The sequence below is a fragment of the Cytobacillus mangrovibacter genome, assembly GCF_042865275.1.
Lineage (GTDB): Bacteria > Bacillota > Bacilli > Bacillales > Cytobacillaceae > Cytobacillus > Cytobacillus mangrovibacter.
Genome location: NZ_JBIACJ010000006.1, coordinates 294,817 through 306,938, shown reverse-complemented (window position 1 = coordinate 306,938; position 12,122 = coordinate 294,817). Strand labels below are relative to the sequence as shown.

The 12,122-nt window shown below is 39.0% G+C and carries 12 protein-coding genes; 1 reads left to right on the top strand and 11 read right to left on the bottom strand.

Going from position 1 to position 12,122, the window contains the following annotated elements; translation table 11 throughout:
- Nucleotides 1-37: 37 nt before the first annotated feature.
- The 10 genes from ACFYKT_RS13460 to ACFYKT_RS13415 all read right to left on the bottom strand — a co-directional run bounded on the left by ACFYKT_RS13460 (nucleotide 38) and on the right by ACFYKT_RS13415 (nucleotide 9,183).
- Nucleotides 38-310: a hypothetical protein gene (locus ACFYKT_RS13460; RefSeq protein WP_389220318.1), complete on the bottom strand. Its 273-nt coding sequence runs from the start codon at nucleotides 308-310 to the stop codon at nucleotides 38-40.
- Nucleotides 311-1,151: 841 nt separating this feature from the next.
- On the bottom strand, nucleotides 1,152-1,400 hold the full coding sequence (locus ACFYKT_RS13455) for a hypothetical protein (RefSeq protein WP_389220316.1): 249 nt from the start codon (nucleotides 1,398-1,400) through the stop codon (nucleotides 1,152-1,154).
- Nucleotides 1,401-1,528: 128 nt separating this feature from the next.
- Complete coding sequence (rlmD, locus tag ACFYKT_RS13450) at nucleotides 1,529-2,914, bottom strand: 23S rRNA (uracil(1939)-C(5))-methyltransferase RlmD (RefSeq protein ID WP_389220313.1); 1,386 nt, start codon at nucleotides 2,912-2,914, stop codon at nucleotides 1,529-1,531.
- A 20-nt stretch (nucleotides 2,915-2,934) separates the two neighbouring features.
- Nucleotides 2,935-3,816 (bottom strand): DNA-3-methyladenine glycosylase family protein, encoded by an 882-nt coding sequence (locus ACFYKT_RS13445; protein ID WP_389220364.1) that lies wholly within the window; start codon nucleotides 3,814-3,816, stop codon nucleotides 2,935-2,937.
- 115 nt (nucleotides 3,817-3,931) lie between these two features.
- A complete protein-coding gene (locus ACFYKT_RS13440; RefSeq protein WP_389220310.1) occupies nucleotides 3,932-4,072 on the bottom strand; it encodes a hypothetical protein in 141 nt (46 codons plus the stop codon).
- Nucleotides 4,073-4,146: 74 nt separating this feature from the next.
- Nucleotides 4,147-4,944: a delta-lactam-biosynthetic de-N-acetylase gene (pdaA, locus tag ACFYKT_RS13435; RefSeq protein WP_389220307.1), complete on the bottom strand. Its 798-nt coding sequence runs from the start codon at nucleotides 4,942-4,944 to the stop codon at nucleotides 4,147-4,149.
- A 124-nt stretch (nucleotides 4,945-5,068) separates the two neighbouring features.
- The gene (locus tag ACFYKT_RS13430; RefSeq protein ID WP_389220304.1) at nucleotides 5,069-6,616 is read right to left on the bottom strand and encodes a fumarate hydratase; all 1,548 of its coding nucleotides are present in this window, start codon (nucleotides 6,614-6,616) and stop codon (nucleotides 5,069-5,071) included.
- Between the two features lie 434 nt (nucleotides 6,617-7,050).
- Entirely contained in the window at nucleotides 7,051-7,236 is a 186-nt protein-coding gene (locus tag ACFYKT_RS13425; protein ID WP_389220301.1) for an SE1561 family protein, read from the bottom strand.
- Nucleotides 7,237-7,336: 100 nt separating this feature from the next.
- Complete coding sequence (locus ACFYKT_RS13420; RefSeq protein WP_389220362.1) at nucleotides 7,337-8,050, bottom strand: GNAT family N-acetyltransferase; 714 nt, start codon at nucleotides 8,048-8,050, stop codon at nucleotides 7,337-7,339.
- 5 nt (nucleotides 8,051-8,055) lie between these two features.
- Complete coding sequence (locus ACFYKT_RS13415; RefSeq protein WP_389220298.1) at nucleotides 8,056-9,183, bottom strand: mandelate racemase/muconate lactonizing enzyme family protein; 1,128 nt, start codon at nucleotides 9,181-9,183, stop codon at nucleotides 8,056-8,058.
- Nucleotides 9,184-9,286: 103 nt separating this feature from the next.
- Between ACFYKT_RS13415 and ACFYKT_RS13410 the strand changes: the two genes are divergently transcribed.
- The gene (locus ACFYKT_RS13410) at nucleotides 9,287-10,555 is read left to right on the top strand and encodes a transcriptional regulator (protein ID WP_389220295.1); all 1,269 of its coding nucleotides are present in this window, start codon (nucleotides 9,287-9,289) and stop codon (nucleotides 10,553-10,555) included.
- Between the two features lie 65 nt (nucleotides 10,556-10,620).
- Here the strand turns inward: ACFYKT_RS13410 and nhaC are convergent, their stop codons facing one another.
- Entirely contained in the window at nucleotides 10,621-12,042 is a 1,422-nt protein-coding gene (gene nhaC / locus ACFYKT_RS13405; RefSeq protein ID WP_389220292.1) for a Na+/H+ antiporter NhaC, read from the bottom strand.
- Between the last annotated feature and the right edge of the window lie 80 nt (nucleotides 12,043-12,122).

Below are 12,122 nucleotides of genomic sequence, written 5' to 3'. Positions count from 1 at the left end.
TCCATTATGGAGTCCTCCTTGGTTAACAAATTAGGGGTCATTTCGCCACGATTTGACACCCCATATCATACCAAGAGGGCTCTTTTTTGTTCAAGTCCCCGAAAATCCTTCTAACAGGAATGCTCCTATATTCCCCTATTTCTTGCCACGAAATCCTGTTAAGTAATTCACTAATGTTTTCTAATTCGTTATTTTGATAAAATTCTTTCATCATTTCATCGGCTTTTGTTTCTTCTTTTAAGTTTGATATATAATCTTTGCACCCGTATAACAATCCATTCTTACGATAACCCACAAATAAATTTTCCATACCTTTACACTCCTTAAAATTTTAATTAGTAACTACGGCCTCTATACCTTAAAAATCAAAAAAGACTGATTTACTTAGGCTTACATATACATTCCAAGAAATAATATTCGTCTTTGATTAAAGAACAGACTTCGCCCTCAAATCAACGATCAAAATATTCATTTGAAATGTAAAAAATGTAAATCTAAGTAAATCAGCCTTGTATCGACTGTATATTGGTCTTTAAGACCTCACAAAAAATCAAAAAGAAAAAATTAAGTATTAGAAAATATAATCTTAATATAATACATTTCTTGACTACAGTCAATATTTTTTTCATTTCCCCTCAATTTTTGCTAAACTTTATACATTCTGATTCCATAGTTCCTTGTGAAGTTTGTTTTCCCCTTTATCCTTACTGTCTACTATGTCTTTTTGTAATTTAGTCGGTATCTCCCCATCTCTCCCGCCCAATCTTCCTCAAACCCTTGACCCGTTTACCTTCAATCCTTATTTCCTCCTTAAACCTTGCCTCTATTCTGTAATTCAAGTTCTTCCCCAAAAACCACCCTTTCGGGTGAAATTCGTACCAATAACGGAACAGAAAGGAAGGTTAAAATATAATTAAGTTCTTCCGTAGTAGGTTTTCGAGCATAAAAAGACCGAAGGTCTGCCTGAATTGGATCAGGAAACCTTCGGTTTGGGAATGTTATTTTCATTTAAAGAACGGTATTTTTAGTTTGAGATAGTTATTTTGTAAGAAGCGGTAATTTTAGTTTGAGACAACAAAGAGTAGACAACTCTACAGTTACACTACTAATAAAGGTTCACAATAAATCAACAGTATTTTATAGACCTATCCTTAAACCTTAACAAAAGGAAAAATATCGTTAAATTTTTTCTCCTTTTTGTTTGCTACTATGTGCAGTCGTTTTAGAAATTTTCCTTTTCCCTCGCTCAAACCCGCATTCCACCGTTCGCTGTTAAAATAAAGTCTTTCCTTTTCTCCCGCTTTTTCCTCATTTTTGCAAGAAAAAAACCCGTTTTTTCGGGCTTTTCTCACGCTTTTTTTCACATTTTTTATCAAGTTAAAAAAGAGTTTTTCTCTCACGCTTTTTTTTCACAACTGTTGATATGTCGGGGATAACAGGCTTTTTTCTCACGCTTTTTGGACAAACTTTATTCCAACTGTGGATGAATTGCGGAAAAGGTCTATTTTATCTGGAAAATTTCTATTGTTTAATTACACTTCCTTTCGAGCGATACACAGCATTCAACATGCGCAGTCTGCGGAAACATATCCACCGGCTGAATCATTGCAACCTGATACTTCCCACTAAGCACTGCAATATCCTTCGCCAATGTAGATGGGTTACAGGATACATACACGACTTTTTTCGGTTTGACTTTTAGGATCGTGTTTAGCAATTGTCCGTCTAATCCGGTTCTTGGTGGGTCGACGATGATTACGTCTGGTTTCCATCCTTCTTTCACCCATTTAGGGAGCCATTCTTCTGCTTTGCCGGTCACATACTTGGCATGCTTGATTCCGTGGCGGACTGCATTTTTCTTTGCGTCTTCAATGGATTCAGGGATAATGTCCATCCCTCTGATCTCAGCAGCGGAATCCGCAATCCATAATCCAATCGTACCAACACCACAATAAGCATCAACCACTTTTTCTTTCCCTGTCAGAGCTGCCGCTTTTTTTACCTCATTATAAAGCTTGACTGTTTGCTCTGGATTCAATTGGAAGAATGTTCGTGCTGATAATTCAAATTGGAGATCACCTAGTGTTTCTTGGATAAAATCATTTCCTTCAAGATTTACCGTTTCATCTCCAAAAATTAATGAGGTTTTCTGTCCATTAATGTTTTGAATAATGGATTTAACTTCAGGTAGCTTCTTTTTGATTTCTTGAATAATTTGTTCTTTATTTGGGAGTTCTTTTTTTGTTGTGATTAAGACGATTTGCAGTTCTCCCGTTTGGATCCCGACTCTTGCTACGATGGTTCGTACTAGTCCTTTTCTCGACTTTTCGCTATAAATGGGAATCTTCAAATCTTGAAGAATTCTTTTCACAGTTGCTGTAGCCTTGTTTGTTTGTGGATGCTGGACGGCACATTGTTCGATATTGATCAGGCGGTGGGAATTCATCCCGTACAATCCAGCTAGAACTTTCCCGTCTTTCAATCCAACCTGAAACTGACTTTTGTTTCGGTAGTTCCACGGATCTTCCATTCCAATGGTTTCTTTAATATCTATTTTCTCTACGTTCAGCTTCGTATGCCTTTCTAATGACTGAATGACTATATCACGCTTTTCCTTCAACTGCTGGTCATAGTGAAGATGCTGAAGCTGGCAGCCTCCACATTCCTCATAAATAGGACATGGCGGTGCCACGCGGTGTACTGATTTTTTGCGGATATTCTTAATTTTTGCTTCGGTAAATTTCGGATGTACCTTTGTTGCTTCAACAACAACTTCTTCACCAGGAAGAGCTCCTGGCACAAATACAACCTTTTTCTTAAAATAACCGACGCCTTCCCCATTAATTCCAAGTCTTTTAATCGTTAAAGGGAAGGTTTGATTTAGTTTTATTTCAACAGATTGTTCCTTTTTCATCTTGAATTCTTCAGCTCCAATTATTCAATGCTTCGCCATAAATATAAGGATGCATAGCTTAAATATGGCTCCCAGCCTTTAGAAAATGATTCTATTTCCTCTAATGTTGGCTTCACATCTAGTTTGTATAACTTTTTTAACGCATTTTGAATACCAATATCGGCAACGGGAAAAAGATTAAGTCTGCCAAGCCCAAACATGAGGAAATTTTGAATGGTCCATGGCCCAATCCCGCGAATTTTTATTAATTGTTTATAAATCTCTTCATTAGATTGATCTCTTAGTGAAGTGAAATCGAGGTTTCCCTTTACGACTTCCATGGCAATTCCGATAACATATTCAGCCTTTCGTCCACTAAACTGAAGCGCTCGAAGCTCTTCGACTTGTAAAGCTGCAACGGTTTCTGGTGAGGGATAGAACCAAACTCCCTCTTTTTCAAAGCCAAATGTATTTACAAATCGCTCGGTTAACGTATGGGCAAAAGATAAATTTAACTGTTGGTGAATGATGCATTTTAATAAACAGCTAAACGGATCGAAATCAAGCACAAGCGGTGTCCCATAATGCTGCTCAAAAATTGGTGCTAAGTCGGTCTTTCTAAAATGCTCACTGATTATTTCAAGAGGAACATCCCATTGGAAAATTTCTGCCAGTCTTTTTTCAGCCTTTACTATATTTTCCCCTTCCGTTCCCTTGATGATAAATTTAGGATTATCTAATGTTCCTACTGCCTGTACATGAGCAATAACCGCTTCATTTTCGATTAGCATCGGTACTTTAACAGACCGACTGTCAATATCAACTTGATTAAGCGGGTCCATTGAAAGCCTGTCTAATACAAGATCAAAATTATAAGGCCCCTTGATTTGTAATGTCTCCAAAAATAATCCGTCCCTTAGCATTTTCCTCGTATTATACCATTTTTCACTCATCAATTCCCTGTAAACAGAAACAAACCCGAATTTATAAGAAATTCGAGTTTATTTGAAAAAAATATTTAGTCATGACGATAAAGATTTACGATATACCATCCATTTTAGAAAACTTTCGCAAATTACCGGCCACTTTTTCACTTTTATCGGCCACTTTCGCTAATTTACCAGTCACTTTTACTATTTTACCCGTCACTCCTGCACTTTTACCAGTCACTTTCCCCATTTTATCGGTCACTTGTTGATATATCAAGGTTATCGATATAAAACTAATTTCATCTTACTCTTGCTCACTATAAGTCAGTACAATATACTATCATCGAACGTCTGACTCATCATTAAGTCATCTAGACTTTTAAACGTATAGCCTCTTGCCTTCAAATCCTTAATCACTTTTTCGAGTGCATCAGCATTATCCTTAGATACGGTGTGTAAAAGCAAAATCGCTCCCGGATGAATTTGGCGCATAATGTTGTCATAGGAATATTGCCAGCCCTTTTGCTGATCGGTTAGCCAATCTTTAAATGCCAGCGACCAGAAGATATGGGTATATTCCTCTTGGTTTGCCAAATGAATGGTCCGCTCGCTGAAGATTCCTCTTGGCGGGCGTAAGTACGACATATGCTTAATCCCTGTTAGCTTCTCTGTTCCCTCACGGACTTTTTCTAACTCTTCCGCAAGGCGTTGACTGCTGATTCTTGTCATATCTGGATGGCTCCATGAGTGATTGCCAACGATATGCCCTTCAGCTGCCATGCGTTTCACAAGGTCAGGTGCACTATTGATGTAGTGACCTGTAATAAAAAAAGCGGCAGGTACCTTTTCTTTTTTTAACACATCCAAAACCTTTGCTGTATATCCATTTTCATAGCCATTATCAAAGGTTAAATAAATGTCCTTTTTTGTTGGGTCCCCTTTATAAAAAGCACCCATTCGCTCAATCATCTCATCCAAAGGCTTGCCTGCATCAGCTTGCTCCTCATTTGCCCCCTTTTTGAATCCCCAGTGAATGGGAGAATTGTTGAAGTCAGCATAAGCTGTTGTTGAAAAAAATATAAAAATGGCACATATGATGATTAGTTGTTTAACTATTTTCATCTGCGCTCCTCCTCTATTTTTTTCTTATTGTTTGTGACTAGGATAAAAACATTCACCTTTACCTATTCCAAAAATCCCCACAAAAAAGAGAGATCTAGTTAAGATCTCCCTTTGGCATTCTTAATTAAAAAACTCTCTCTTTAAACTGAGCCAATTTATCTAAAGAAGATTTGTCCACATCGGCATGAAGGCTGTTTCCGTGTGAATCCATTGTAACAACGGCTGTGAAGCCTTCAACCTTTAGATGCCACATGGCTTCTGGAATTCCAAATTCCATTAAGTCGACACCTTCAACCGCTTTAATGCAATCTGCATAATACTGCGCTGCTCCACCAATTGCATTTAAATACACTCCGCCATGCTCATTTAGCGCTGCTAATGTTTTTGGTCCCATGCCGCCTTTTCCAATGACAGCACGAATGCCAAACTTCTTCATGATATCGCCTTGGTATGGCTCCTCACGAATACTTGTTGTCGGGCCAGCAGCTTTGACATGCCAGTTGCCTTCATCGTCTTTAAGCATAACAGGTCCGCAATGGTAAATGACTTGGCCATTTAAGTCAACTGGGGCATCATGCTCCATAAGATGGTGATGGATGGCGTCACGGCCCGTGTACATTCTGCCGTTAATTTGAACAACATCTCCAACCTTTAGACTGCGGATTTGCTCTTCCGTAATCGGTGCTTGTAATGAAATCACTTCTGCTTTCGTTTCTGTAGCTGCAGCTGTTTCCTTTTCTGCCTCTGTTGCGCCGAAATCAATGTTTTCCCCTTCTTGATACATCCACTCATTGATTTCACCCGTCTCTGGATTTACAGCAACACCAAGGCGACGGAAGGCCCAGCAGTTGTATGCAACAGATACGAAGAAGCTTGCTGGAATTCGATTTATAACGCCGACTTTACAGCCTAGCAATGTCGTTTCTCCCCCAAAGCCCATCGTGCCGATCCCAAGCTCATTTGCATGATCCATTACGTACTCCTCTAATTTGCGCAGATCCTCGTTCGGATTGACATCTTCAACAGAACGGAAAAGCTGTTCTTTAGCAAGATCATAACCAGCCGAGCGATCTCCGCCAATACCTACTCCGATAAACCCAGCACTGCAGCCTTGTCCCTGTGCTTGGTAAACAGAATGCATGATACATTTTCGGATTCCATCCAGATCACGACCTGCACGGCCTAACCCATCAAGTTCGCAAGGAAGACTATACTGGATATTTTTATTTTCACAGCCGCCGCCCTTTAAGATCAAGCGTGCATCAATATAATCCTTTTCCCATTGCTCGAATTTAATAACTGGTGTCCCGCCGCCAAGATTATCCCCGCTATTTTCCCCTGTTAGCGAGTCAACTGAGTTTGGACGCAGCTTCCCGTCCTTCGTTGCTTGAGCAATTGCATTTTTGATCGCTTCTTTCATAACTAACTGATTTGCACCAACTGGTGTTTTAATTTTAAAAGTCGGCAAGCCTGTATCCTGACAAATCGGTGATACATTGTCGTCAGCCATTTTAATATTATTTGTAATAGTAGCTAAGCTCATTGCTGATCTTGTACCAGCACTTTCCTTTTCTTTCGCTGCCTTGATCGCACGTCGCACATCCCTTGGCAGTTTCGTAGAAGTTTCAACAATTAAGTCATACATGCTTTCCTGAAATTTTTCGATATTCATGCCTGTACCCCTTCCCTTTGCCCCTCTTATCTATGTTTCTTTTATGAAAATTATAATAATTATCGTTTACTATTATACTCCTATCAGGTTAGGTTGGAAAGACCAAGCTTGGAATCGGTTACAGGGAAAAAACGTAAATAATCGAGCATTAAGGCATTATTTTCTGAATGCGCTGATTTCGAGCGTTATGAACAGCTTTAACTACCATTTTTTCTGGGTACGCTAATTTCGGGCGTTATGAACAGCTCTTAACTTCCATTTTTTCCGATTGTGCTAATTTCGGGCGTTATGAACGGCTCTTAACTTCCATTTTTTCCGGTCGTGCTGATTTCGGGCGTTATGAACGGCTCTTAACTTCCATTTTTTCCGGTTGCGCTAATTTCAGGCGTTATGAATAGCTCTTAACTTCCATTTAAAAAAGAGCCCTAGGGCTCTTAATTTTCTCGGTTATTAAACTCACGGCATTTAGATTCAAGGTCATCGATCATTTCAATTAAACGATCGATATCTTCAATCTCTGTTTCTTCCGGTTCAATTGCTTCTAGTACATCTAGGAACATATTTAATCGTTGTTTCAAAAAAGAAACCTGGCCGTTTTTATCTTTAATCGGACTGCCCAAATCGTTCTCCCCTTTCGTCTCGATATCATCCTACCGAAAAATTCACTAATTCGCAAATTTACTTTTCATTGACCGTGGCTTTTTTATTGACCACCTTACATTATTTTGTCCCCGAATAGTGTCTGACACTGTATTTAACTTGCAATTTGCCTTCCCGCTCCACCATTTGAATTCCTTGCCAGCCTTCATGCAGTTTTTGCTGCTGATCTTCTATATTTTCCATTAGAATGAATATCTCGTCACCCCATTCAGGCTCCTTGACATCTTCCAAATCCTTCACAAAAATATAGCGCAGGCTTCCTTCATATTTTTCCTTAAGCGCTGCTATTCTCATTCCTTGAGCAAATTTATCCTTAAGACTCGGTATATTAAATGGAGCAACAGTGCAGCAAACATAGCGGTACTGATGTTCTTGCTTCGCCAATTCCTGCATGATTAGCTTCGCCAATATTTTCTGAAGCTGATTTCCCCGGTAATCTGGGAGCACATTTGAAATTTCCTGATAGATCACATTTGGAAGCTCAGCTTCTGGCAGGCCAATATCTTTTCCCAAATGGGCTTCATCAATTGGCGGTACTAACAAAGCACGGAACGCAATCAGTTCATCATTAGCATAAGCACCAATCATCAATCCGTTTCCCTTTAAAATATATTGAAATTCTTCATATGTCAGGGGCTGCAATCTATCTTTATCCACTAGTTGTCTAACAACTTGTTCTTGTACAAGTATAATATCTGCCAAATCAGCCATTGTTAGTACCCGAACAAAAAATGGAAGCTGCTGCTCATTTTTCAAAAGGGCCCCTTCAAACATTCGATTCACAAAACTTCCTCCTTTAAGCAAATACGATCTTGAAAAACAGTTAATTCTTCAACCATTTTTTCATTAACTGTTACACCTAATCCAGGCTGATCGGTTAATCGAATAAATGGAACATCGTAGTGAAGATCTCCAACGTCCTTTGAAAACTTCAATGGACCTGTTAATTCCACACTTGTGATTATTTTTTTCGAAAAAGCAACATGAAAACCAGCAGCTGATCCGATAGAAGACTCGACCATTGAACCCACTTGACACTCGAGGCCGGCTAGCTCTGCCTGATGTGCAAGTTTGACTGCTGGATAGATCCCGCCACATTTCATTAGTTTAATATTCACTTTATCTGCCGCACGCTTTTGAATAATCTCAAGCATTTCACGTGATCCTTTTAATCCTTCATCAATCATTAAAGGGATAACCGTTTTTGACTTTATCTCAACCATTCCATCAATATCATCTGCCACTACAGGTTGCTCAACCCAGTCTAATTGGCAATCCTGTAATTGGTTTAAAGCTGCAAGCGTCGTTGCACTGTTTTTCCAGCCTTGATTCACATCCACTCGAATAGCAATTTCTGCCCCAACCCGCGAACGGACAGCCTTGATGCGTTCAATATCGATGCCAACATTTGTACCTACCTTCATCTTAAATGAACGGTAGCCCTTTTCGACCATTGATTCGGCTTCAAAAGCCATTGCTTCTGGTTCAGCAATACTTAATACATGAGTAATCGGAAATTCATCATGGTATCGTCCACCTATCAATTGATAAATAGGCTGCTGAAGCTTTTTCCCTATAATATCAAAACAGGCAATATCAATCGCTGCTTTTGCAGTAGGAGCGCCATAAATTGATTGGTTCATTAATTCATGAATTTTCTCGATTTCCATTGGATTCTTCCCTAATATAACTGGAGCCAATGTATTTTTTAGAATGTGATAGACACCTTCCCAGGATTCCCCTGTCACATGTTCATCTGCCACACCCTCTCCATATCCAACAATTCCTTCATCCGTTTCTATCTTTACAATAACTGACGGCATGTAGTCATATGAGTGATAGCTTACAACAAATGGAACATGAAGTGGTAAATGAATCGCATACAGATCAATGGCTGTTATTTTCATAATAATTAGCTCCTTTTGATTTACAAATATTCTTACTTTTTGATATAGTTGTCGTTAAATAGTCGTTAATTCATAAATAATTGCCTTTACTGGAGGTTACCCCATGTTTACACGAATGGCCCTAATTGGATCAGCTGAATTTATTGAACGGATTCAATCAGTTGCCCCCTTAGTAGGCGGAATCGAATTGGATAGTTATATTTATAAGCAGCCTCATGAGGCACCCCTTATAATTAAGGACTTAAAACCATGTGATGTCGTATTTTTTTCTGGTGCATTGCCCTATTTTTTTTCAAAGAAAGAGCATGAGAAGCTGCCTGTCCCTGTCATTTATTTAGCACAGGATGAGTTAGCAATTGCCTCTTCCTTGCTTGCCTCATTCTACCATAAGCATATTTCATTGGACCGTGTTTCAATTGATTTGTTTAACGCATCACTTGTCAAAAATGTACTCACATCAGTCGATATCAATACATTACCTGAACATATCATCGACTTAGAAAAAATGCTAAACAGAGATGTATTTGATTTAGCAGCACTTGTTTCTTTTCACAAGTCCCTCTGGGAAAAAGGAGCTATTGATTTAGCATTAACAAGTGTACATGCTGTTTATAATCAATTAATTGAGCATGGAATTCCTGCCATGCGTATGGCTGATCCGAAAATCACCTTAATCCGCGGGTTACAAGAAGCGAAATCACAAGCAAATTATGCTAAAAGCCAATCGGCTCAAGTTGCAGTAGGCTACGTGTCTATCCATTCAACTGATAAGGAACATGAAAGATTGATTCGATCATTTGCACATGACATCCATGCAACCGTTCAACAGCTAACCCATTCTTCTTATACATTATACAGTACACGCGGTGATATTGAAGGAGTGATCGAACAGGATCTATTCCTTGAGTACTTAACAGACTTTCCAGAAATCGCAATAGGCTTTGGCTATGGTTCAACCATTATAGAAGCGGATAAAAATGCCATAGTTGCTCTTTCCTTTGCTGAAAAGGAATTGAATAAAAACTGTGCCTATATTTTAACAAATGAAAAAGAGTTAATCGGTCCTTTCCCAGAAGAACAAAGACAGCAGCGGTTGATCAATGATTCCCCTGCATTTCTTCAAATAGCTCAAAAAGCAAAGCTAAGCCCAGCAAATCTCTCAAAAATTATTCAATTCGGGAAAGTTAGACAGTCACATCATTTTACAGCGGCCGATTTAAGCGATTATTTACAAGTAACACGCCGTACGACCGAGCGAATGATCAAGAAACTTGTTGAGCATGGATATATTCACGTCGTTGGAGAAGAAATGACCTACCAGCAAGGGCGCCCACGAGCGGTATATATCCTCAATATGCCTATTTACAATTAAATCATTTATCCCGTCATTAGGAAGGAAAAGGAAAGTTCAATGGAATCTGAACTTTCCTTCTTTGATTATCCTTTTAATGCAGCTTCTTCATCTTTGAGCAATGCCAGCTTTTCTGATTCTGATAGCTTTGCAATTGTAAAGCCAGTCAGTGCAAAGATAATAGAAATAATTGGTACAATAAAATTTAAAACAGCGTATGGTGCGTATTGAAAGGCGGATACTCCAAGTGTACCAAAAATGAAAACTCCGCATGTATTCCAAGGCACGAAGACAGATGTTAACGTTCCACCATCCTCAAGAGCCCTCGATAAGTTTTTTGAGTGAAGCCCTTTCTCACGGTAAGCTTTTGCAAACATTCGAGATGGAATTACAATTGAAATGTATTGCTCAGAACATGCAGCATTTGTTGCAAAGCAGGAAGCTACAGTAGAAACCACAAGCCCCTTTGCTGTTTTCGCTAATTTTAGAATTTGATTAACCATGGCATTCAGCATGCCCGTATGTTCTAAAATCCCACCGAAGGTCATTGCAACAATCGTCATGGAAACCGTGTACATCATCGAGTCTAGTCCACCACGATTAAAGAGGTTATCAACCATTTCATTTCCCGTTTCAATAACAAATCCGCTTTGCAATGCTCCAACTGCTTCTGCGAAAGTACCGCCCTGAATAATAATTTGGGATAAGAACCCTAGCAAGATGCCAATAATTAATGCTGGAATGGCCGGGACCTTTTTGGCTACCAAAACGATAACAATTAACGGAATAATTAATAACCAAGGAGAGATAACAAAGCTGTCTTGAAGCACCCCTATCGTTTGATCAATATTTGCAGTATCGACTCCATCTTTACCAAAGCGTCTTCCTAAAATTGCATATGTGACTAATGCAATAATTAACCCTGGAATTGTAGTAAAAAACATATGTTTAATATGAACAAATAAATCTGTATTTGTTAATCCTGCTGCTAAGTTCGTTGTGTCTGAAAGCGGTGACATTTTATCGCCAAAATAGGCACCAGATATGATTGCCCCTGCAATCATCGGAGCTGGTATCCCCATACTTAGTCCAATCCCCATTCCAGCAACACCAATTGTACCCATTGTTGACCATGAACTCCCAATCGCTAAAGAGACGATTGAACAAATAATACAAATCGAAACAAGGAAAAGCGAAGGCGTAATAATTTTCAATCCATAAAAAATCATTGTAGCAACAACACCGCCACCGATCCAAGCACCAATCGTAAGCCCAACAAGCATGATAATAATAACCGCTGGCAACGCAAGACGTATCCCCTTATACATCGCCTCTTCAATTTCCTTCCACTTATATCCGGAACGCCACGCAACAAGTGCAGCAACAGATGTCCCTACTATCAGAGGGATGTGTGGACCTTGCTCCAATTTAACAACCGTAAAAAACATGACCAAAATCATAACAGCAAGCGGAATTATTGCAACAAAAAATGACATCTCCTTCTTCATAAACATCCCCCAATACCAAAATATAGCAATTATTAGACAATTTTAAATTGTCGTTAAATAGTCGTTAATAGAAATATAAT

What these genes read in the sequence shown, in the direction of transcription:
- ACFYKT_RS13460 (WP_389220318.1), bottom strand. Translation starts at nt 310, where the DNA reads ATGGAAAATTTATTTGTGGGTTATCGTAAGAATGGATTGTTATACGGG.
- rlmD (WP_389220313.1), bottom strand. Translation starts at nt 2,914, where the DNA reads ATGAAAAAGGAACAATCTGTTGAAATAAAACTAAATCAAACCTTCCCT.
- ACFYKT_RS13445 (WP_389220364.1), bottom strand. Translation starts at nt 3,816, where the DNA reads ATGCTAAGGGACGGATTATTTTTGGAGACATTACAAATCAAGGGGCCT.
- ACFYKT_RS13440 (WP_389220310.1), bottom strand. Translation starts at nt 4,072, where the DNA reads ATGGGGAAAGTGACTGGTAAAAGTGCAGGAGTGACGGGTAAAATAGTA.
- pdaA (WP_389220307.1), bottom strand. Translation starts at nt 4,944, where the DNA reads ATGAAAATAGTTAAACAACTAATCATCATATGTGCCATTTTTATATTT.
- ACFYKT_RS13430 (WP_389220304.1), bottom strand. Translation starts at nt 6,616, where the DNA reads ATGAATATCGAAAAATTTCAGGAAAGCATGTATGACTTAATTGTTGAA.
- ACFYKT_RS13420 (WP_389220362.1), bottom strand. Translation starts at nt 8,050, where the DNA reads ATGTTTGAAGGGGCCCTTTTGAAAAATGAGCAGCAGCTTCCATTTTTT.
- ACFYKT_RS13415 (WP_389220298.1), bottom strand. Translation starts at nt 9,183, where the DNA reads ATGAAAATAACAGCCATTGATCTGTATGCGATTCATTTACCACTTCAT.
- ACFYKT_RS13410 (WP_389220295.1), top strand. Translation starts at nt 9,287, where the DNA reads ATGTTTACACGAATGGCCCTAATTGGATCAGCTGAATTTATTGAACGG.
- nhaC (WP_389220292.1), bottom strand. Translation starts at nt 12,042, where the DNA reads ATGAAGAAGGAGATGTCATTTTTTGTTGCAATAATTCCGCTTGCTGTT.